Raw genomic sequence first — 22,323 nt, 5'->3', positions numbered from 1 at the left:
CTAAACCGCTACTCCGCCTAAAACCATGCTTCTGGGATAATAATAATGTCACCAGGCAAAATATCGACATTGGCGTCTATTTCTCCATCTTGAATCAATTTACCAACCGAAATACCGTAAGATCGTTGCTCTCCACTGACCACTCGAACCAAGCGAGCATTATCACCGTCAGCGAATTCAGTTAAACCGCCCACTTGGATCATCACATCCAGTAAGGTCATGTCTTCTCGATAATTGACCGCTTGTGGAGCAGAGGCTTCGCCGATTACCCGAACTTGTTCACTGAACGGACCGACAAAACCTTCTACGGTCACGGTCACAATTGGATCACGGATATACTCAGCCAGTTCAGATTCGACTAAACGGGCCATCTCAGTTGTGGTTTTACCTGATACCTCAAGGTCTTCGACCAGCGGCGCTGACACTTTGCCGTCTGGGCGAACAAAAAAGGTTCCAGATATCTCGGGGTTGCGCCAAACAAAAATGTTCAGTTCATCGCCCGGACCGATCAAATATTTATATTCCGCGGGATTTTGAGTAAGAGAGGGTTTTACAGAAGCCTCTTGTAAATTAGGTAAAGAGCTTGAGCATGCAGATAGGTAAAAACCAACCACAATAAACGCAAGCGACTTGATAACGACTTTATTAAGTTTTTTCATAGCACTGTCCATTACGCTGAGTGTCCATCAAATAACATTGATTGAATAAATCCTTTTTCCCATGATAGTGCGCGAGCGCTCATCTTGTAAATCTATTGAGTTAAATAGTTTTGATATATCGATATTTATCGTGGTATTAAAACAACTGTAACGCTAAAGTAACATACTCATGAGTAACTATCTGAATTGCTATACAGGGGATTTTTGTAGCTCTACGAGCTAATCTCGGTATACTTGTTCGTCTAAAATTAATATCAATTAATTGGTTTCAAGGAAGAAGCGTGGCTGGTTCGAAGTTTCACAATCTAGATCCTGGTAGTAGAGTCATTATTATTGCCGAATTTTTAGTGCTCATCGTCATATTTGTGTTGGGCGTTGAATTATTGCGTTTTAGCGGGTTTGAGAATATCCCTCCATACGGGGAAGGCACTCTGCTGATGCATTTGCTGGCATTCACCTTCCCGATTCAACTATCGATCCTCTCGGTTGGCTTATACAACCAAAAAATACGCGAGACTTTTCGTGGCGTGATTCGCCGTTTGTTGGTGAGTATTGCTCTCGGCTATTTTATTTCCTCGGTTATTTACGTTGTAAGCCCATTAGAAGTATTACCCGGTAACTTTAGAGAGTTGCTGTATGCAGCAGTGATGATGGCACTAACGGTGGTTCGTTACTTTGCGCTTAAAATGCAATATGAACACATGGGGCGGAAGCGCATCTTGGTGCTAGGTGCCGGAGAGCGAGCCAGCATCATAGAAAAGCGAATGCGCCGCAAATCAGACCGAGTAAGCTTCGAAATGGCTGGATTTGTCCGCATGCCCGGTGACTCAGAAGATGGTATCAAGCGAGAAACAATTCTTGAGCTAGACCGCCCACTGGAGTCTTTTGTGCTGGCGAACGGCGTTGAAGAAATTGTGATTGCTGCCGACGAACGACGTGCCAATCTGCCTGTAGACAGCCTCTTCTTGTGTAAACTGCGTGGCGTAGAAATTACCGATATCATCGACTTTATTGAGCGAGAATCAGGACAAATTGCGGTGAACCTGATTTACCCATCTTGGGTGATATACAGTAATGGCTTTCACTCGACCAACTACTTACGTAGCTCTTTAGACTGGATTTGCAATACCTTCCTTGGGCTTATTGTATTGAGCCTAACCTGGCCTTTAATGCTAATTACAGTGGTAATGATAAAATTGGAAGAAGGCTTTAGAGCCCCAGTCTTATACTCACAAGAGCGAATTGGGCTCAACGGGAAGCCATTTAGTATCTATAAGTTTCGTAGTATGCGAACTGATGCCGAGAAAGATGGTGCAAAGTGGGCTGAAAAAGAAGATCCCCGAGTCACCCGAGTGGGTAACTTCATCCGAAAATATCGAGTTGATGAATTACCACAAATCTACAATGTACTTGTTGGTGACATGGGTTTTGTTGGGCCACGACCTGAGCGGCCGGCCTTTGTAAAGGAATTGGTATTATCGATCCCTTATTACAACCAACGACACAATGTTAAACCCGGGCTGACTGGTTGGGCACAACTTAAATACCCTTATGGTAGTACTGAAGCCGATGCCTTAGAGAAGTTAAAATTCGATCTATATTACATTAAGCATCGCAGCTTTCTTTTAGACCTTTTGATTCTGGTCAGAACTGCAGAGATCATTTTATTTGGTAAAGGCCGTTAATCCGGTGGCATCGCACCAAAACTCGCCAGAACATTCGAAAGGTGTAGTCGAGAGTGTCGTTGTATTAGCACTTACGGTAATAGTCAGCCTCTTGTTCTGGCCTGTGATACTCGATATTTGGCGTTATAGCTTCGATGATGGAACATACTCACACGCATTTTTGATCCCCTTTGTCGCGCTTTATGTTCTATATGATATTCGAGAACAGTTGCAATTTCGCAGCAAGCCCAATGGCTTCACCCTAATCTTAGTATTTTTGTTAATGGTGGAGCTCTGTTTATATCTTGGACAAATTAGCCTGCCAGTTCGAGCCTTGCTTCCCTTGGTTTTACTAAGTGCGCTATTAAGCATTTTTGTCAGCCATAAAGGCCTCTATTTATACGCTTTAGTATTTTTATTTATTACGCCCATATGGGGACTTCTCTCCCCCCTTGCAGCAGCTATCCACCACTGCAGTCGAAACCATCATGGCATTTACTGGTATACCGAGCTACTTTGAAGGCAACATTGTCTCCATTCCTTCGGGTCAATTTGAGATAGCGAACGGGTGTAGTGGGCTTCGATATTTTATTACCTCCTTGTTTTTATGCCTACTATTTGTCTATTTTAATCTGCGTTCAGCCCGCCGGATATTGCTGTTTTTCATCATTACAATGGCCGGTGCGCTATTGGTTAACTGGATCCGAATTATCACAATCATTTTTATCGGCCATTTAACCAACATGCAAAGTTCGATTGTTGGCGATCACAATAATTTAGGCTGGTATGTGTATGCCCCTTATTTACTGATGATTTTCTATGTTGGAAATTCTCTCGCCAAGAAAGAAGCGAATACCACCGAACACCACCGATTAAGCAGCAAAAAAAATATTGCCTTAAAGCCAATATTCGCAAGTCTGTTCGCCTTAATTTTACTCTCCCCACTGAGTTTAGATTTACCAGTTTTTGATGCAGAAACGCTCAATTCAAGCAATCGAGTGAGAGCATCTGATACCCACGGTCCATTGCAGATCTCAAGGTATAGCGAGCTGCGCTATCAGCTCATTGAACAAAACGATCATCAGCTATCGTTGTGGTATTTTACATTTAGCGGCTATGGCCTAGATAATAAGGCCAGTTACTTTAACAACAGCATCATTCCGGACGGAATGAGAATAGAAACTAAAAAACGAGATGCACAAACCCATAGCATCTACTTTTTAGCCAAAAACAATCAGCCAGCGGTGTTAGTTTATGCATACTTAAGCGCCAGAGGCCTAACCAGCAGCCTTAAGCAACAAAAACAAAATCACCTACTTGCTGCGTTATCAGGCCATAGAGAATCGGCTATCTTGGTCGGATCGAGTTTATGCAACGCGACAGATTGCCGCGACACTCTCGGAACACTGCAACAAATGCTCAGCCAACAAGCAAGCACTCAATACAGAGACTGATATTTTGCAGCCACGGCAGCAATTGAAAACTGATGCTCAACGGTCGTATAGGCTTGTCTACCGACCGTAGAGAGGCAACCTGGAGAGTGAATAACCTGAGCTAATGCCTGTTGCAACTGTCGCGCATTACCGACATCAATTAGCCAACCATTCTGCTGGTCAACAATCACGGATGGTATTGCACCTACACGAGTGGATATCGCGGGGATCCCTCGCGCCATGGCTTCAATTAACACCATTGGCAGCCCTTCAGTATTTGAACTAATCACCAACAGGTCAATGTGACGGTAAATTTCATCCTGTTCTAACACTATGCCGTGAAAGTTAACCGTAACACCTTGGTCTCGAGCCAGTGTTTTTAAGTCTTCTAAACTTGGGCCATCCCCAAAAATATGTAATTCGATAGGACTTGAGTCCGTTTGATTGATAATCGCCACACTCTCAATCAGTAACTCAAAATTTTTCAGCGGGATCAAGCGCCCTACCGCACCAACTTTCAAGGGTAACTCTGGTCCAGTAGGTGCGTGCTTGCAGGTTGCTGCAAGTTGAACCCCATTTTCGATGATCCCAACCCGCCCTGTATTCACCGCAAAACGGCGATATAAAGACCTCCTAGCCGATTCAGAAACGGCAACCACATGTTTTATAAACAAACAAGCGAATAAGATAGCGGGTTTAAATAGGCGTAGCTTAGGACTCGTTTCACCATGCACGATAAAAATCGTTTTCTTAAAATAGAGCATTGGGAAAAGTGGTGCCAGCGCTCTCACAATAGGCGTCGAATGGATGTTAATCGCATCGGCCGCCAGCAATAATTTGAGTGACTGAGTGAATCGAGCAATCAGCCCTCCCCCCACCAATTGCACAGCAATACCATGTGTTTGTAGGAGCGTGTAGTAGGTGTCAGATTTAGCCCCAAAAGACACCACCGTCACTTGGTGTCCGAGCCTCTTCTGCTCAATTGACAGATTCACAACTAAACGCTCAGCACCTCCCATATTGAGGCTACTCACCACATGGACAATTTTCATTTTATACATCTTCTGTTACTGGCTTGACTGGTTAAACAGCTCAATTAGGAATCACCGCCCCTACATAGGTGGTCGATACACGTTTATTTTGATAGAAGTCCACCGCTAAACTTTCGGCCTTTGAAGTAAACTGAAAATCAGCACCCTGCGGCATATAATTTGGATAACTTAGAGTCACTTCAATAAGTTGTGTATCCGCCTCACAAGCACACCACTTCATCCACTCACTTAAATTCGATGAGCGCTGTTTCGCATGAGGTCGCATATCGGTAAAACTAGCAGGCCCAAAGGCCGAGAAATAGCGATTATTATTCGCCTTCGGCCACCCTTGTAAGGACGACAAGCCACCTAATGTGTCATCTTCAAGATAACGAACCTCCAATACGGTGCCATCACGTCGCAAGGATGAAAAAATATTGTTATAGACCGAAATATCCTTGCTAGGTGGACGTTTGGCATCTAACTCTCGGTCTTGAAAACTCAAGCCAAAATAGATCGGTGCATGGTAACGTATTGCAGAATTAAGCACCGTATTATGAGCCACCACAACTTGTTCCGCTGAATAAGCCCCAATCCCCGCACCCTGACTTCCATCAACAATATTATTAATAATACGAACCCGTCTGGCCTCATACATATTAGGATTATCAGTCATATTAAAAAACTGTGGACTGGTATCAAAACCAGCCAAAATGCCCGCTAAGCCAACGTTTCGAATCAAATTTCGCTGAATCAATACCTCATGCGAACCACCTTTTACATAAATACCAGAGGTGGCAATCCCCTTAATCAGATTATCCTGGATCCATAATTCACTGGCATTCACCGCATCAATTGCTTCGGCGTTGCTATTATCTCTTTGGCCAGAACGATAAAATTGATTCCGTTCTATCAACACTTGCCAAACATAAGGATTTATTTTGAGTAGATCTCGGCCACTACCATGGAGCAGATTTTGCGATAACAAGACCTGAGAAACTCCCGAATGAGGTCCTCCTTTCCATTTAGTATGTAAAGACACCGCATAGTAGTAACCACCGCTGATATCTAGACCAATAACTCTCGTACCTTTCGCAGTAAAATCGATACGGATCGCTTGCTGTATTTTTTTTTCGTTAAAAGGAACTTCAATTTTTGCCTGATGTAAGACACTCGATCGCAGGGTAATATTTGGTTTACGGATCCGCACTTGCTCGTGATAAACCCCCGGCTCCAACCAAATTTCATCGCCCGGTCGCGCAACTTTCAAGGCGGCAGCGATTCGATGAAAAGGCTGATCATGGCTCCCGGTTTCCGCAGATTCTGGTGCATTAATATCCACGTACCAAATCTGCCCCGCAGCAATATCGGTAGTTGCCCAAGCCGGGGCCCCTTCCCCCATAGATGCATTTTGCCAAGGCCATAGTGGTGCGGCTTGGGCCTTAAAAAAACCGGCCAATATGACGATCATTGGAACCAATAGACTTCGTTTCATTCGCATTCCCTAGCTGGTAGTCTTGACTCAGGTATTGGACGATAGCGCCATAATTTGCGCCTTCAAGGCCGCTTCATCTTTATTGCCATCCACGGAAATTCTATCAATATTAAAACGATTACTCTCACTTAAGAAATAATTAGCCTCACCATAAAATGAAAAGGCCGCTTTATAGTGAACATTTCGAGCCAAGGTTTCGGAAACACCATTAAAACTACCACTATTTCCCACCGGATAAGCCACTAAGTTTACGTCGTGAGCAGTGGCCGCAGCTATACGCTGTTTTGATACCGCCAATTGGCGCATTTGTTGCTCGTCGCTAAGGTGAGCCAAAATAGGATGGTCGATGGTATGTGAGCCAATACTCATTCCCGCATCAGACATTTCTTTCAACTGTTGCCAATTCGCGAACAGAGTCACTTCAGGGATGTCTTTCACCCCACATAACTGACGCAGCTGCGCCAATTTATCACGCATAGGCAACTGTTTATCTTCTTTAAAGGCTTTGAGCACCTTACGAATATTAAGTTTTAAGTCTGCGTTGGATAAATCCACCTTCTTGCGCCAATGTTCAAGCTTGATACTCGATAGTTTAGTATGCCGAATCAACCAAGCTATCTCATCCCACCAAGCAATCGACTTTCCTTCAGCAAAGTCTGTAACCACAAAAAATACTGCCGACAGCTGATGCTTTTTTAATATCGGAAACGCACATTGATAGGCGTCGATATAACCATCATCAAAAGTAATCAAGGCGTAAGCACGGTCCAGAGGTTGGTCATCTTCCAGTAAAGCCAATAGACTCGCCTCCGAAATCAAGGTGAAATTGGCTTTTAAAAACACCAACTGCTGCTCAAATACTTCGGCGGTACAGCTATATATGTTCGGATCGAAGTCGGTGCCAGCAGCATCACCAATACGATGATAGTTAAACACATATAAGCCATTTTGAGGAGTCTTCCAGCGCCGTCGTCGACAGTTAAAAAATCTAACTATAGACTGTTTACACAATGCCCTAAGCAAGGCTATCACCGCTGCTTGCTAAGGTCTTATAATTTGGCGCTGCAACTAAGAAATCACGATACTGATGAGGATCGCCAGTTTTACCCGCTTCCGCCGCTTTGGCAATATTATACATTTCGCGGGCCGACACATAATGCAAGACATAGTTATGGCCATCATTATATTCTTGCTCTAGGTAATCACACATCTCATCAAAAGGCTGACCAAGTAAAGTTGGCATATCGGCTTCTTGCGTACCGTGAGTATGTATTTTAATAAAGCGCCATTCCGGCCGTCCCTGAACATGAATATTCGACTTCACCCATAAATCGACTCGATCCTTGGTCGGTTTCATGCTCGTCCGAATATCTGAATTTTCAATTTGCGGAAAAATACCTTTTTTACGCACTTTCCAATTTAAATCCAAGGGGCCATTGATCAACATCAAATCGCCCCACATCTTGCCACCCACTTTCACCATTTGGCCTTTATTATGCGATTTAGCAGCATGCGGATCATCCTTAGCATAATAAATAGAATTTACCGTCGCAGGTTGCGTAGCACTCGGTGCCGAAGGAAAGGTATAGTCAACAAAACAACCGGTTTCTTTAAGGACGATTAATTCATCATCAACACCACATAAAATGCCATCGGGATGAGAATTATCCAAACACCAATTCCCATGAATAAAGGCATACTGAAGCTTTCCGCTCGCTTCACTACGCATAAATGCGCCATGCTGTTGATGCAATAATTCGGTAAATCCTTCCAGTGTTTTACGCAAATTGTCACTGGTATCGTCATGGTGATGTAAATGAACTTCAATCTCACCAAAACCCCGAGCGCATAAGTCAGCTATTTTGGCTAAGTGTTCAAAACGGTATTCTTCTTCTGGATAGAAAAATGAATGTTTTGGATGACATCCGTCTGCATCCTGATGTTTACCCGCCACTTTTGGGTAATCATGAAACCAGCGGTCAACTCTGGCTCGCTCTTGTTCTAAACTGATATTTTTGCCCCATTGCGGCTCATAATGATCAACAAAGCAAAATAAAATATGAGTTGGCCCTTCAAAGTGAGCCTTAGGCTTCAATTTAAGCTTTAGGTAATGCGCTAACCACAGATGCATTTGCTTCTTACGAATGATCAACAAGACCGCCGCTACAGCAAGTAAAATGAATAACAAAATTAAAGAGATAATCACCGTGACGTCCTTTGCCAAGTTCCTTGCACATTTTTAAATAAGAAAGCATAAAAGCCTTTCAATAAAGCTGTATTCATCGCCACAAAAAAGGTCAAAAAAGCAATGCTCCCGGGCAGCTTTTTGCCTTGTTTACTGCGGCTATTTCCCCATGCCGCGACGGTATAGACGAACAGTTGCAACACTAGCAGCAACAGATAAAGTGGCTGACCAATGAGCAGTAAGTTACTCACCAAAGCAATTAACATAAAGTGCGGCGTAAACCAACGCAGTACTTTATGGCTAAAATAAGTAAAACACCGAGCCCCTCGTAAGGGATTTAAAGCCCATAAGCAACGATTAAAAGCTTGATAATTACCGGTACCAATCCGAATTCGGCGATTTTCTTCTTCCTTTAAAGAAGGCGCAACCTCTTCATAAGCCACCGCATTGGGCTCGTAAATCACCTGCTTACCAGCCTTAGAGACATTCATGACAATCATGAAGTCGTCAACAATAGTGTTCGCTGGTAAAACTTGATAGAAGCGTTTAGCCATCGCATAAATCGCCCCATTGGCTCCCAGTAAACCACCTAAACGAGATTCATGAAACTTCAGCATTTGCTCATAACGCCAATAAATCCCATCTTTGTTATCCGCAGACTCCGAATCCACTAAATGAAGTTCTCCGCATACCGCGCCGACCTCTTGCCGATCAAAATGCCTCACCAAGTTTTCAATCGCATCAACTGCAAAATCAGTATTGGCATCAGACATCACCAAAATTTCATCTTCAGATTGATCAACCAGGTCATTCAGTACATTTATTTTACCGCGGTTTTGTTCAAAGATATGCGCTTGAAAATGTTCGGCTTCAACGGCTCTTAAAATAGAGTTGGTCTGATCGGTACTACCGTCTGAACCAATATGAATCGTCAGTTTATCTTGGGGATAACTGAGCTTTAACAGATTGTCGATCCGCTGAGCGAGGCACTGCTCTTCGTTGTAAGCGGCGATAATAATCGATACCGAAGGCCATTGTTTCGGTTCGTAAGAGCGTCGCTCATGACGTCGCCAAAGATAGCGCGTGTCTCGAACAGCTTGCTTTATGCCGCTAAAAAGCAACAATAACAAGGGATACAACGTATAACCATAGACGATCAACGCGACTGCTAACCAAAATACCAGTTCCATTTATTCTACAGCCTCATTTTCGGCTTTATGGTAAACCTTCGCAGGGATCCCCAACATAGTCGCTCCCCGAGGAGCACTTTTTGTAAGGACCGCATTGGCGCCGACTTTCACCAGATCTTCAAGCTCTAAATCACCCACAATTTTAGCGCCCGCACCCACAAAAATATCATTCCCCAAGCGCGGTGACTTGCCCTTTTCATCCCCAATCACAACGCCACTTTCCAAAGTGATATTTGCACCGCCACTCACCTTAGAATTAATCACGATACCAACCGGATGCATGATCACAAAGCCAGGGCCAAACTCTGCACCACTACCAATCACACAGCCATTGAGAAACTTATTCAACCATTGAAAAAAATAAGCAAGCAAGGCTAATTGGTGAGTCGCACACCAGCGCATGGTTCGGTAAATAATATTGGCGCTAGAACCATCCGCCATCACAATGCGCAACATACTGGTTGGTGCCCCATCATCGGCAAATATTTGTTGCTTACGTCGAAAGTCTGCTTTTAAAAATTCCATCATTTCACCAAAGTCAGTAGTTGTTCAGCGTTATGCCGCCATTGTCTTTCACGCTCGATATATTGCCGCGCATTGCGCCCCACCAGGGCCTGCTCTTCGGCCTTCAGGGACAAATCTAACACCCGTTCAACACAGGCTTGACGCTGATTAGCTGGAAATAACCAACTGGTTTCACCATCGGCAACCACTTCGGCGATTGGCGTAAAGTCTGGCGCAACCATCCCTTTGCCCATGGCCATAAACTCAAATAATTTCATCGGTGAACCATAATCATTTGAATCGGGCAAAATACCATAGTCCATCGCCGACAAATAAACTGGAACCTGATCATGGGCCACTCTCCCCGGCAATATAATTTGTTGCTCCGCCCCCGCGCTGGCAATCCGCTGCTTTATCGACTCATAACAAGCGCCATCTCCAACCAGTAATAAGACGATATCAGGGTAATCTTTTAATCGTTCCGCGATCATATCAACAAACCAGTCGATACCATGCCAATGGACAAATGCGCCGACGTAACCAACGACCACCTTATCTTCAATATGTAGTTGTTGGCGTAATTGTTGTGCCGCTTGCTCATCAATGACAAATTGGTCTAAATCAGCCGCATTAGGAGAGACAACCGAAGGAGCAATATTAGGATAAGTATCAACCGCGACCTGCTGAAAACGACTGGAAATAAACACCAAACCAGTCGCATGGCTAAATATCCATTGCTCCACCCGCTTCGCCAAACTTTGAAAGAATAAATGGCGAACCCGATGCACTAAGCAGGAATCGTTAATTTCCAAAATAATCGGCAGATGGTGACGCTTCGCCCACCAAACACTCGCAAACATAAATAAGGAATAACGTTCATAGATCAGTTCAACCTTTTGTTGTTTAACGGTCTTACGTAAACGCCACCAAGCAATAACATTAAACCCCAGCTCAAATAGCTCGAATACAAACTCAGGGGTATATTTAGTCAATTCGGTGATGCGGGTAAATAATCCGCGTTTCGGGGCGGCAGGTTGTTCCGTCGCAGAAGGCTCTGGCTCGTTGTTGGTGGGTAATTCCTCTTCGGGGTCGGCCCCAGGCAGAGAGAGGATCTTCACTTGATGACCAAGCTCACGTAAACCTTTGACCACACCCCGAATATGCACCCCTTCAGCGCCTCTTCCTCGCGTTCGGTGATGAAATAAAATGTTCATTTTTATGAAGCTCTCCCTAGCTTGCAGCAACGGATAAGTCCTTGCTGAGAATACGCTGACATTAGCAAAATTAGTCAGAAAATGTTATTAATTACAGAGAATTATTCGGTCTGTCCCCTACACCATATTTTTTGCGTAAAGGCCAAACAAGCTTAGTCCTCCGCTTGGCTAAGCATGCTCAACAGCTGCTGCTGGTTTCGTTGCCAAGTAAAAGGTGCAGCACAAGCTTTTATCGCCTCTTTATCCCAACTTTGCTCCAATATCGTCTGTAAGCCTTTCGCTACAGCCTCAGTATTACGAGGCTCGACTAAACAACCGCATAAAGCAGGGTTAAATATTTCTGGGATCCCACCCACTTTAGTCGCCAACACCGGAGTACCGGAAGCCATCGCCTCAAGCACCACATTTGGCACCCCTTCGGCATAACTGGGTAAGGCCAATAATTTAGCATGACCTAACCACTGGGGGAGTTCCTCATGCGCAACCGCCCCCAAAAAAACCACCCGTTGAGTTAAACCCGCCTCTGCAGTCATTTGTTGCAATTTTGCCAGCATCCCCCCACTGCCAGCATAAACTAATTTAAGCTCAGCAAATTGCTCAGCTATCGCCGTAAAGGCCTGCAATAATTCCACCACGCCCTTATCATGCTTTAAATTACCAATATACAATAAGTAATCATCGGCCATTTTTGCTGGCAAGCACTGGTCAAACAACTGATGGTTGACGCCGTTATAAATGACTTTCACCTTTTGTTCTTCAATCCCCAAGCTCACCAGTTTTTTTGCCAAATCTTGGGATACGGATAAGATCGATATCGCTTTATCGGCCGCGGCCTTGATCTGTTTTGCTCGGCCCGGATAAGACCCTAGCTGGTTAATGTCAGAACCATGAACTTTAAAGAAAAAGGGGAGCGAAAATAACCGCGCAAGCCAACTACAAGCAACCGCATCAGGAAATGCCCAGCATGCCATGAGCTGCTGAGGTTTAAATTTGAATAACCATAAGCCACTGTGTATCAGCAGTGACAAAAACATAGTCACGCTATAAAAGCGACGGCCAATTTTAGGTGTATAAAAATATGGGCAATAGCGCAACTCGGTGCTTTGTTTAATCTGTCGACGATTTCGCCACCAATCGGTAAATGCAACCGGAACCAAGATCGCCAACTGGTAATCTTGCTGCAGTAAAGCAAACTGCTGATAGTTAAACTTGCCCCGGTTCGGTTCCCAAGGCAGTGGATACAAATTCGTTACCATAACCAATTTCGGCTTATCTATCGTCACTTCGTTCATCCATCTTTGATTGACCCAAAATCCATTTTTTATATCCACGCTCAATGAATAAAATCGGTTGCTCGCTAGTTAGCAATACCCGCTTTTTACCCACTGTTGTTAAAATAGCATAAATAACCAAAAATTCGATGAACAAACAGTAACATCGACCGCCTCATGAGTCACTCGTAGCAGGGTTAGTTTCCTCTTTAGGAATCAATCGATAACGAACATTGCACTCACGCGCTCTTCAAAGATCAGCGGATGCGAAAGTAAAGTACTTGCATCCTTTTTCGAACCTAGATATTGTCCGGTGACAGTAAGCAGATTGACCATTATTTGAGTTCAGGAGAACAAATCAACGAAGATGCCATCGGTTAGACGCAGGGCCTGTTCGTAATATCCTAAGCACCTAGTAAACCAATGCGTTTAAGCAGTAGAAACGGACAAAGGAAAGTCGAATCGATGACGGCCGCATCAAAGCACACGAATTTAAAAAGCCAAGTTCTCACTTCATTAAAATGGGTTGTCGCAGGAAAAATAGCGACCCAAACCTTAAGATGGGTGATGACCTTCTGGGTGATTCGATTATTATCCCCCGAAGATTACGGCCTAGTGGCCATGGCCGATGTTTTATCCGGTTTTTTTGTGTTAATCCTAGGTTCGCTCTTTAGTTCCTCCTTAATTCAACATCAAGCACTCAACACCAATATCCTTAAACAGATGTTTGGTGCGATTATTGTTGTGCATCTCAGCATTTTTAGTCTGCAATATTTATTGGCAGGCCCCGTCAGCCATTATTACCAGTCGCCTGAAGTCGCAGCCATTTTAAAAGTAAATGCATGGTGTGTGCTGATCATGGCTTTTGAAATTATTCCAGCGGCACTGCTCGCCAAAGAGATGGATTTTAAAAGAGTTTCGATTATCGAAGGCATAGCCAACGCGGCTGCTGCAGTGACCACATTAATTTTGGCCTACTTAGGCTATGGCTTCTGGGCACTTATCTATGGGCAGGTCTTGTTCTATCTACTGAAGGCCAGCATGGTCATGGCTATTCGCCCGATAACTTATTGGCCTAGCTTCAGCTATTCTGAAATCAGCGGGATGCTCAAATTTGGTGGCGGACTGAGCTTACTCACCATCATGTTTTATATATTCTCACATATAGATATCGTGATCGCTGGCCGTGTGATGACGCCAGTAGAAGTCGGTTTATATGCCATCTGCTTACAAATCGCGATGATGCCGCAAAAGAAAATAATGCCTATCCTACGTCAAGTCGCCTTTCCCGCCTTCGCCAAAATTCAGGACCAACCTAAAATGATCGCCAGCTATGTGATTAAATCACAAAAGCTGTGTTTACTGATTACTTTACCTATTTTTTGGGGCTTAGCTGCCACCGTCGAACAACTCATCCCACTGGTATTGGGGGAGAAATGGTTAGATGCCGTCACGCCTGCAACACTGATTTTGCTGGTGATGCCACTCAGGTTTAGTGAAGAACTATTTAATCCTGCGCTAAAAAGCCTTAAAAAGGTGAGACACATGCTCATTAATGCGACCATATTACTGACCGTATTAGTGCCCAGCATTTATGTCGGCTCCCACCATGGGGCACATGGTCTGGCAATGGCTTGGTTATGCGCCTTCCCGGTTGCCTATTTAATCGTCGTATTACATAACAGCCGAGGGATCAATATACCTTTACTGGACTTGTTTAAACACATTGCAGTCCCCGCTTTCGCAGGTGCACTAATGATGCTGAGTATTTATTACAGCAAACCACTACTCGCAGATTTTAGTGCGATTGTTATCTTGCTCTTCAGCATTCTGATCGGTGCTAGCGTCTACCTAACAGGGCTACTGATCATTGACCGTAAAGTATTCCAAGAAGCCAAGCAGTTACTGAAACGAGCATAAGCCTAGCCAAAATATGCACTCTCTATTGCGTGGTAAATTAAGTGGCTTAATATGACTTCGGTTGATAGAGCCCCATCGAAACCAAATGGCGTTTGGTAAAAATCTTAAGTCGATGCAGGAACAGCAATGGGAAACGTCGCATGTAAAGTAGCAAAGCCGCGAAATAATGCGTCTTTTCAATGCGGAAATGATGTTGCTTGGTCCAATCAAGGATCTCTTTTAACAGCGGGTCGTCACTAATCAGCATGTCGCGAATAAACCCTGCCCGATGTTGTTGATAGCGCTCGAGGTTAAAACAGTGCTGATAAAGCTCCAACTTACCTAACATATCCAACGTAAATAAGGTTCTTAAACATTTTTCACACTGTGAACAATTTTCAGCATTATCGGCCACCACACATACGTCTAATACCTTGTAAGAGGCCGGTAACTCTGCGACTCTTTTGGTTTTTTCAACACGCGTATATTCGCTGCCAACCGAATGGCAAATTAAGGACTCTGTAGATAACAACGGTAAGCTATAGGTATCGCTATAAGCCATGTCATAACTTGGACCAACAAATAAATCAGCGTAAACATAAGCTGATGAGTACAAAAAATGCCCAATATGTTCCTGTAATAACAGCGCTACCGATGCGTTGCGAATTGTATGGGTTAGCTGAAAATTTAAGCCCTTTCCATAAAACTCATTTAAATTAGAATTAATCATAATAAAGGGTAGCGCTAATTCATCTGCAGTTTTCTTTAATCGATCATAGCGCGCATGAAATAGCTGTTCTTTATCCGCTCCATGTCCATGAGAGCCTACGTTGTTATATAAGAGGTGAGTAATTTTAAGAGCATCGGGCGTCTGCTCTGAATAATAGTCCCTCAAGCTACAGAATGAATCAACACCTGCAGAAAACCCTGTGGCGACGCCCTTTGCCTGGCTGGAACGATCACAACAGCTATCAGCGGATATATATATCTGATGCAGATAAGGGATCACCTGCCGTACCAAGGTTTGATAAGCACCATTGAGGTGAAACAGTAATTGAGCAGAAACCCTGCCACGCACATGAATATTTTCATTGGCCAACATAGCCGGAAGCAATAAAGCCAGCATGGCGGCATCGCCACTCTCACTCGGCCACAAAGCTCCAGGCAAGTTTAGCTCAAACCACAGACTGTGCGATTGCTGCTTAAGGTCGAAATCAACTTGATAAACCACCACATCTTGGCATTGCTTTATCGTAATTGGACCGATGTCCATTGTTATCTTCCTTGATAAACATGAAAGCCCATAATGTCCTTAGGCTAGTCGATCTTCACAATAAATAGTAGTTACAGTTCGACATGCGATAAAAAATAACGACTTATTGAAAACGATATCAACGAATCAGCCCCCACAACCTGCTCACAAAATGGTCAAAAAGCTTCCAGCAGCAATAAAAAATGACCTCAAAATAAAAAAACACGACTTTGATCTTCTTTTTTAAAACCGCTTTTTAATATTATTTGAACAGCGTTTCTGATACCTCAATTATAAATATAGAAACGGTGACGGGCTTTTTGCTCCAGCCACAAATTTAACTACACATAAAGGAAGAAGTTATGATTCTTGATTCATTTAATCTTGAAGGCAAGGTCGCTATTGTGACCGGATGTGATACGGGCTTAGGCCAAGGAATGGCACTTGGCCTCGCTGCCGCGGGTTGTGACATCGTTGGTGTTAACATTGTTGAGCCAACAGAAACCATTGAGAAAATGGCTGAAACTGGCCGTAAGTTCATCGATGTTCGCGCTAACCTCATGAAATTAGATGATATCCCTAGCATTATTGACACTGCGCTAAGTGAGTTTGGTAAAATTGATATTTTAGTAAACAACGCTGGTATTATTCGCCGTGAAGATGCTGTCGATTTTAGTGAAAAAGACTGGGATGATGTCATGAACATTAACATCAAGTCAGTATTCTTCATGTCACAAGCGGTTGCCAAGCAATTCATTGCCCAAGGAAATGGCGGTAAAATTATCAATATCGCGTCAATGTTGTCTTTCCAAGGCGGTATTCGCGTTCCGTCTTACACTGCATCAAAAAGTGCAGTGATGGGCGTCACTCGTCTGATGGCTAATGAATGGGCGAAAGAAAACATTAATGTAAACGCTATTGCCCCTGGTTATATGGCAACTAACAATACCGAAGCGTTGCGTAACGATGCAGCTCGTAGCAAAGAAATCTTAGATCGTATTCCTGCGGGTCGTTGGGGCTTACCTAGCGATGTCGCTGGTCCTTGCGTATTTTTAGCATCAGAAGCTTCTAACTACATCAGTGGTTACACCATTGCTGTCGACGGTGGCTGGTTGTCTCGCTAACGAGAAAATAAACGCAGATGCTCCTTATTCAGTGCCGCAGACGCAGATATATCAGGCTTCCCTGATATATACCGCGGATACGTTCTGCACGCTGACTGGTCATCTTCGTACTTGAGTATGACGTGCTGAACTTAAAATTTGCGTCACAAGCCCCAGCTGAGCATTAGTGGACAAATATTTGTCCAAATGCTCCAGCGAAAGGGGAAGCAGCCTTAGCAATAAAGGAGAGAGCGATGTTTGTATTTAATCAAGACATTACCTTAGAAGACTTAGGTAATGGAGTATCACGTAAGGTACTCGCCTATAGCGACAACATCATGACGGTGGAAGTACATTTTGAAAAAGGCGCTGTTGGGCCGATGCATAATCACCCACACGAGCAGTTAACCTATGTTCTTTCAGGGGCCTTCGAATTCACCATTGGCGATGAAACTAAAGTCGTGAAAGCCGGTGACACACTCTACAAAGAACCCGACGTGATGCACGGTTGTGTTTGTTTAGAGGCTGGTGTTTTACTCGATAACTTCACACCAATGCGTAAAGATTTCGTCTCATAATTATCAATAGTAGAAAGCTATTTAGCTTTCTCAAGCGGGAGTATATTTAATGAAAGTCGCCTTATTAATGGAAAACAGTCAAGCCGGAAAAAACGCTACTGTTTTAAAAGAACTAAACTACGTGGCTGACCCTCTAGGTCATTCAGTTTACAACGTAGGTATGAGTGATGAGAATGACCATCACCTGACTTACATCCACCTTGGTATTATTGCCAGCATTTTACTGAATTCAAAAGCAGTTGATTTTGTCGTCACTGGTTGTGGTACTGGCCAAGGCGCAATGATGTCTTGTAACATTCACCCTGGTGTCGTTTGTGGTTACTGCTTAGATCCTTCAGATGCCTTCTTATTCAACCAGATTAACAATGGTAATGCTCTTGCGTTGGCCTTTGCCAAAGGTTTTGGTTGGGGTGCTGAATTAAACGTTCGTTACATCTTCGAAAAAGCCTTAGTTGGCGAGCGTGGCCAAGGTTACCCTCTCGAACGTGCTGAACCACAACAACGCAATGCAGGTATCCTAAACACCGTGAAAGCGGCAGTTGTGAAAGACAACTACTTAGATACACTACGTGCGATTGACCAAGAACTAGTCAAAACTGCAGTTACTGGTGCGCGTTTCCAAGAATGTTTCTTTGCAAACTGCCAAGTACCAGAAATCGCTGATTACGTGAATTCATTAATTAAGTAATGGATTAAACCCCAGCGTTTAAACCAGCCCCCTCGGGCTGGTTTTATTCATCTCAATATTAGCGATCCAAGTATGTCCCCAATCACGACCCCCCTTCAATCGGTTCAGCAACTATTTCCCCAACAAGCAGTCTTCCGCTTATGGTCTGAGCCATCAGACAATTCCCATCTTAAGCCAATAGTCACTGAACGAAGTCACCATCTCGCAGCGCCTAATCGAGCGCTCAGTCAAACCCAGGATCCTGAAATAATCATCTATCCCAGTAAGCAAAGTAAAGGCATTGGCGTATTGATCATACCGGGAGGAAGCTATCGTCGAGTGGTGATTGATCAAGAGGGTAGTGAAATCGCCAAGCAGCTCAATCACTTTGGTTATCACGCTTTTATACTCAATTATAGAATGCCAGGCGACGGTCACCGCTTCGCCGCAGATACTCCACTAGCCGACGCTCAACGCGCACTTCGCTGGATCCGAGCGCATGCCCATCGCTGGCAATTACAGCACATTGGTGTACTCGGTTTCTCCGCCGGCGGTCATGTTGCAGGGCGGCTCAGTAACCAATTTAAGCAGGTCATTTATCCGCACCATGATCACATCGATAGCTTTAGTGCACGGCCTGATTTTAGCGCCTTGGTTTATCCGGTGATAAGCATGGAGCAAGCCATTGCCCATCCAGAATCTCGTCAACTATTAATTGGTACAAATCCGAGTCCTCAGCAAATTGCAGCTTATTCACTCGAACAACAAGTCAGCCCAGAGACTCCACCTTGCTTCATCCTGCATGCCAGTGACGATCCCTCGGTAAGTGTAGAGAATAGCTTGCGACTATGGCGAGCGCTGAGTCGCCATCAAATAGCGACCCAGCTACATTTATTTGAACGTGGCGGCCATGGCTTTGGTATCAGCAAGACCGAAGGTTTGCCGCTTGCCGTGTGGCCACAACTCTTGCAGCAATGGATCAATAGCCAGTTTGCGTCTAAGTGACAATCGAGCTCTGTACGCTTATCCCGACTTAGATTGAAGATACGGATGCAACCAACGCCGATTAATCAAACGCCAGCAATATAACGCTCCTCGGAACCACCAGTCAGCAAACATTCCCAACCACACTCCGTATACGCCCAGTCCCCAGACAATACCTAAGACATAACCCAGAACAATCCGGCAACCCCACATGCTGACAATCGCGGTCCACATCGTATATTTCACATCCTTCGCGCCTTTAAAGGCATTTGGTAATACGAAGGAAGCAGCCCATATTGGCGACATCAAGGCATTCATATGTATCAACTTGACTACAATCTCAATCACCTCGGGTTCACTGGTATAGAGTCGCGCCAATTGCTCGGCAAACAAAGCGCTCAAGCCAGCAAAGGAGACTATTAGCGCCGTTGCAAAGTAGAAGCATAATCGCAGCTCCCGCTGAGCCACATTCGGTTTATCTTGTCCTAAACGCCGACCGATCAACACCGTACAGGTAATCGCCAAGGCATTCCCAGGAATATTAATCAATAATGCGATAGAAAAGGCCACCACATTACCAGCCATTGCTGCGGTGCCCATCCCAGCGACCATCATCTGAGTGATCAATTTACCAACGTTAAACATCATCGATTCAACGCTAGCAGGAACACCAATCCCCAAGATTTCTCTTAAAATGAGCCGGTTAATAGCTGTAAAATACGACTTCAACTTAAGATTAAAATGCTGATTATTGGCTAAGCAGTACAGAATCATCAATGCGCCCGCCCAACGTGCCGCACAGATCCCAAGGCCGGCACCAATCAAGCCAAAACCTTGCCAAACATCACCACCAAGCCAATGAAATCCATAGATCAACGGATAACTGAATACAATATTCAGGAGATTCATCAAAATGTTGCTCATTGCGGGTAAGCGAGAATTCCCCACCGCTCGCAATACCCCGCTACCAGCAAACACAATCGCCAAAGCCGGAAAGCTGAAAGCAATCGTCTTCAGATAGGTAGCCGCCATCGCAATCACCTGCTCGTCAGCCCCATAAGCAATAACTTGTAACAATGGTTTGGCAAAAACAAAAATGCCGAGTCCAGCCAACAAGCTAAATACAATTGCCAAGTTCACCACTTGTGGGGCGCCAGCGACGACTTTTTGCATGTCCCGTTTGCCGAAAGCGTGGGCGATCAGCACCGACCCCCCAAGTTCCACTGCCATCAACACAGAGATGATGATAAAAGTAACACTATCGCTCACCCCAACGGCAGCGGTTTGTACATTTCCTAATCGGCTCACCAGAATAGTACTGACGATCCCCATTAACACCACACAAGCTAACTCAATTAAAATTGGCCACGCGAAGGGAATAATGTTACGCGCCAACAACACCCGATAGCGGTAGTAATACCGCCATCGGATTGCTGGGCTTAGCGATGATGTCAATACTTGTGGACTTTTAGATAGTAGTTGTCTGCTCAATTAATTTACTGCTAACCCCTCTGGAATAAAGCTACGACCATCTAAGGTTTCGCTATACAATACGTCATAGTCGTATACGGTTTTCACTTCCCCTTTCACTAAACGTTCCCCATGTAAGTAGCCACCCTTAGAAATGGCGACAGGAATCGCAGAATAGAGACCTTTATAGGCGGCTTCTATAGCTAACAAGGCATAGGGGATCGGATCATCAAGACGCGCATAAACGTGTTCGCTACTGGCCAAAAAGTAACCGCGATGATAGTGCTGCTTCAATAGGTTTTGCCCCACTAAATCTGCCAAACTCAACAATCGACTATCTTGACTAATTTGATATAACTCTAGTAGTGCAAAGACTAAATAAGCAGAACTCAAATCAGATTGCTCAGCAATCGCTATAGGTGCCAATGACTGTGCATCCAGCTCCCCCAAACCAAAACGAGCAAACATGCTAGCAGTTAATGCTCTTAACTCAGAATTATCACTAAGCACACTGGCTCGCACTAACGGCAGCAAATAGGATGGATCGGCAGCATGCCGTTTGATTTGTCCACCTTTAGCCCCGTAGTAACCATCTCGTGGTAATACAAACCCGGTCATATCTTGACCACTATTCCACATTGGAATGATCTCGTTACTCGCTTCATCCCAAGCATATTGAAAGTAAGCTTTAATGCCATCAACTGCCCACGCCGCCATTTGCGGGTCGTTAAGCTGTTTGGCGCACTCTAAAATAGCCAGTGGATTATCAACCACAACTGGCCAACAATCTCTAAATAACACATTGGCTTCGCGGGCAATATCACCAAATTCGGGGCCAAACTGACGTTTAGCACGATCGCCAAACCAAGAATAAGTGAGGCTATCATCTTCGGGAATAGGTTCACGCTGCAGCGGAGAAGAATATTGATAGACCGGCATGCCTGTCTCTGGGTGACGCGCCAAAACAAATTGATGGTAAAGGTGTTTCGCCCAAGTCGCCGCATCTTGGTCGCCACTATATTTATAATAATGACAAGCTGCATACACCAAATCGGTGGCCGCATTGACAAAAGTAAGACCTACCGTTTCGGGTAAGGCTGGTAGCTTGCTCGGATCAACGACTGCACTTGGCTGATGCTGCTGAAATACATCATCGGGGCAAGGCGTCAGGTATTGTCCATGGCGGCTTAAATCTAACTTATTCCAGTCGAGCACATGCGCCGACCAGAAGCCTTTTAGAAAATTTTGGGTGGTTTCGGGGGCCACTTGATATAAAAAGTCATAAAAGGGAAAGTGATGTTTGAGTTCGTGCACACACTCTTTACTCGCTGGCCCTTCAATATTGCCATTGTCGCGATGAATAAAGCGATGGCCGCCCCAATGGAATAAACCACTAGCCTGATCAACATAATGCTCTAAAAAGTAGTCCACCGTTTGCTTGGCTTGATCCGCAAAACATGCCTCACCGGTAATCGTCGAGAGGGCCACTAAACCGCGAAAGAAATTTTGTTGGCTGGCCAAATTACTCATTGGTACTTTGGTCCCATCAGGGTAAGTCCACTGAATCGCCGAATTGTCACGGCTATCGAGGCCATCCGCCAACAACGGAGTATCGCTTGCTTTGGCCAATGAGTATAACTTTTGATAATAGTCAGTAAGAAGCGGTAGATAAGATTGGCGAGTATCAGACATAACGATCTCCATCGAAAATATATATCCTCGTT

At 44.5% G+C, this 22,323-nt stretch carries 18 protein-coding genes and 1 pseudogene; 7 read left to right on the top strand and 12 right to left on the bottom strand.

Features of this window, described 5'->3' with window-relative positions; all coding sequences use genetic code 11:
• Positions 1 to 17 precede the first annotated feature (17 nt).
• Entirely contained in the window at positions 18 to 659 is a 642-nt protein-coding gene (locus ACRRS1_RS03145) for an XrtA/PEP-CTERM system exopolysaccharide export protein (protein WP_432454611.1), read from the bottom strand.
• Positions 660 to 940: 281 nt separating this feature from the next.
• Between ACRRS1_RS03145 and ACRRS1_RS03140 the strand changes: the two genes are divergently transcribed.
• Both ACRRS1_RS03140 and xrt read left to right on the top strand, forming a co-directional pair.
• Positions 941 to 2,344 carry a TIGR03013 family XrtA/PEP-CTERM system glycosyltransferase gene (locus ACRRS1_RS03140; protein ID WP_432454612.1) on the top strand — a complete coding sequence of 468 codons (1,404 nt, stop codon included), beginning with the start codon at positions 941 to 943 and terminating at the stop codon, positions 2,342 to 2,344.
• A gap of 4 nt (positions 2,345 to 2,348) precedes the next feature.
• Positions 2,349 to 3,777 (top strand): annotated as a pseudogene (gene xrt, locus ACRRS1_RS03135) (exosortase).
• Here xrt and ACRRS1_RS03130 read toward each other — a convergent pair.
• The 8 genes from ACRRS1_RS03130 to ACRRS1_RS03095 all read right to left on the bottom strand — a co-directional run bounded on the left by ACRRS1_RS03130 (position 3,762) and on the right by ACRRS1_RS03095 (position 12,631).
• Positions 3,762 to 4,808, bottom strand: a complete 1,047-nt coding sequence (locus ACRRS1_RS03130; protein ID WP_432454614.1) for a glycosyltransferase family 4 protein — start codon at positions 4,806 to 4,808, stop codon at positions 3,762 to 3,764. The pseudogene xrt and the gene ACRRS1_RS03130 overlap by 16 nt on opposite strands.
• A gap of 40 nt (positions 4,809 to 4,848) precedes the next feature.
• Positions 4,849 to 6,282 carry a right-handed parallel beta-helix repeat-containing protein gene (locus ACRRS1_RS03125; protein WP_432454615.1) on the bottom strand — a complete coding sequence of 478 codons (1,434 nt, stop codon included), beginning with the start codon at positions 6,280 to 6,282 and terminating at the stop codon, positions 4,849 to 4,851.
• A gap of 27 nt (positions 6,283 to 6,309) precedes the next feature.
• On the bottom strand, positions 6,310 to 7,218 hold the full coding sequence (locus ACRRS1_RS03120) for a polysaccharide deacetylase family protein (RefSeq protein WP_432468429.1): 909 nt from the start codon (positions 7,216 to 7,218) through the stop codon (positions 6,310 to 6,312).
• A gap of 79 nt (positions 7,219 to 7,297) precedes the next feature.
• Positions 7,298 to 8,488 (bottom strand): hypothetical protein, encoded by a 1,191-nt coding sequence (locus tag ACRRS1_RS03115; protein WP_432454617.1) that lies wholly within the window; start codon positions 8,486 to 8,488, stop codon positions 7,298 to 7,300.
• Positions 8,485 to 9,657, bottom strand: a complete 1,173-nt coding sequence (locus tag ACRRS1_RS03110; protein ID WP_432454618.1) for a glycosyltransferase family 2 protein — start codon at positions 9,655 to 9,657, stop codon at positions 8,485 to 8,487. The genes ACRRS1_RS03115 and ACRRS1_RS03110 overlap by 4 nt, the downstream gene beginning before the upstream one ends.
• On the bottom strand, positions 9,658 to 10,185 hold the full coding sequence (locus tag ACRRS1_RS03105; RefSeq protein ID WP_432454619.1) for a serine O-acetyltransferase: 528 nt from the start codon (positions 10,183 to 10,185) through the stop codon (positions 9,658 to 9,660).
• On the bottom strand, positions 10,182 to 11,375 hold the full coding sequence (locus tag ACRRS1_RS03100) for a glycosyltransferase family 4 protein (RefSeq protein ID WP_432454620.1): 1,194 nt from the start codon (positions 11,373 to 11,375) through the stop codon (positions 10,182 to 10,184). Before ACRRS1_RS03100 ends, ACRRS1_RS03105 begins: the two co-directional genes overlap by 4 nt.
• Before the next feature lie 152 nt (positions 11,376 to 11,527).
• Entirely contained in the window at positions 11,528 to 12,631 is a 1,104-nt protein-coding gene (locus ACRRS1_RS03095) for a glycosyltransferase (RefSeq protein WP_432468431.1), read from the bottom strand.
• 480 nt (positions 12,632 to 13,111) lie between these two features.
• Between ACRRS1_RS03095 and ACRRS1_RS03090 the strand changes: the two genes are divergently transcribed.
• On the top strand, positions 13,112 to 14,566 hold the full coding sequence (locus ACRRS1_RS03090; RefSeq protein WP_432454622.1) for a lipopolysaccharide biosynthesis protein: 1,455 nt from the start codon (positions 13,112 to 13,114) through the stop codon (positions 14,564 to 14,566).
• Between the two features lie 46 nt (positions 14,567 to 14,612).
• On the opposite strand, the gene ACRRS1_RS03085 is transcribed toward ACRRS1_RS03090, so the two are convergent.
• A complete protein-coding gene (locus ACRRS1_RS03085) occupies positions 14,613 to 15,818 on the bottom strand; it encodes a hypothetical protein (RefSeq protein ID WP_432454623.1) in 1,206 nt (401 codons plus the stop codon).
• A gap of 341 nt (positions 15,819 to 16,159) precedes the next feature.
• Here ACRRS1_RS03085 and kduD point away from each other — a divergent pair, with 341 nt between their 5' ends.
• The 4 genes from kduD (at position 16,160) to ACRRS1_RS03065 (ending at position 19,150) form a co-directional block, all read left to right on the top strand.
• Positions 16,160 to 16,921 carry a 2-dehydro-3-deoxy-D-gluconate 5-dehydrogenase KduD gene (gene kduD / locus ACRRS1_RS03080; RefSeq protein WP_432454624.1) on the top strand — a complete coding sequence of 254 codons (762 nt, stop codon included), beginning with the start codon at positions 16,160 to 16,162 and terminating at the stop codon, positions 16,919 to 16,921.
• A 233-nt stretch (positions 16,922 to 17,154) separates the two neighbouring features.
• On the top strand, positions 17,155 to 17,478 hold the full coding sequence (locus ACRRS1_RS03075; RefSeq protein WP_432454625.1) for a cupin domain-containing protein: 324 nt from the start codon (positions 17,155 to 17,157) through the stop codon (positions 17,476 to 17,478).
• A 49-nt stretch (positions 17,479 to 17,527) separates the two neighbouring features.
• Complete coding sequence (locus ACRRS1_RS03070; RefSeq protein WP_432454626.1) at positions 17,528 to 18,166, top strand: RpiB/LacA/LacB family sugar-phosphate isomerase; 639 nt, start codon at positions 17,528 to 17,530, stop codon at positions 18,164 to 18,166.
• 72 nt (positions 18,167 to 18,238) lie between these two features.
• Positions 18,239 to 19,150, top strand: a complete 912-nt coding sequence (locus tag ACRRS1_RS03065) for an alpha/beta hydrolase (RefSeq protein ID WP_432464337.1) — start codon at positions 18,239 to 18,241, stop codon at positions 19,148 to 19,150.
• 18 nt (positions 19,151 to 19,168) lie between these two features.
• On the opposite strand, the gene ACRRS1_RS03060 is transcribed toward ACRRS1_RS03065, so the two are convergent.
• Together ACRRS1_RS03060 and ACRRS1_RS03055 are read right to left on the bottom strand one after the other, a co-directional pair.
• Positions 19,169 to 20,620, bottom strand: coding sequence for an EmmdR/YeeO family multidrug/toxin efflux MATE transporter (locus ACRRS1_RS03060; RefSeq protein WP_432464336.1), 1,452 nt, complete (start codon positions 20,618 to 20,620; stop codon positions 19,169 to 19,171).
• Complete coding sequence (locus ACRRS1_RS03055) at positions 20,621 to 22,291, bottom strand: hypothetical protein (protein WP_432454629.1); 1,671 nt, start codon at positions 22,289 to 22,291, stop codon at positions 20,621 to 20,623.
• Positions 22,292 to 22,323: the final 32 nt, after the last annotated feature.

The sequence above is a fragment of the Agarivorans sp. Z349TD_8 genome (assembly GCF_050870825.2).
Classification (GTDB): Bacteria; Pseudomonadota; Gammaproteobacteria; order Enterobacterales; family Celerinatantimonadaceae; genus Agarivorans.
Note: the sequence above shows the minus strand (reverse complement) of the source record. Positions and strands in the feature narration are given on the sequence as shown.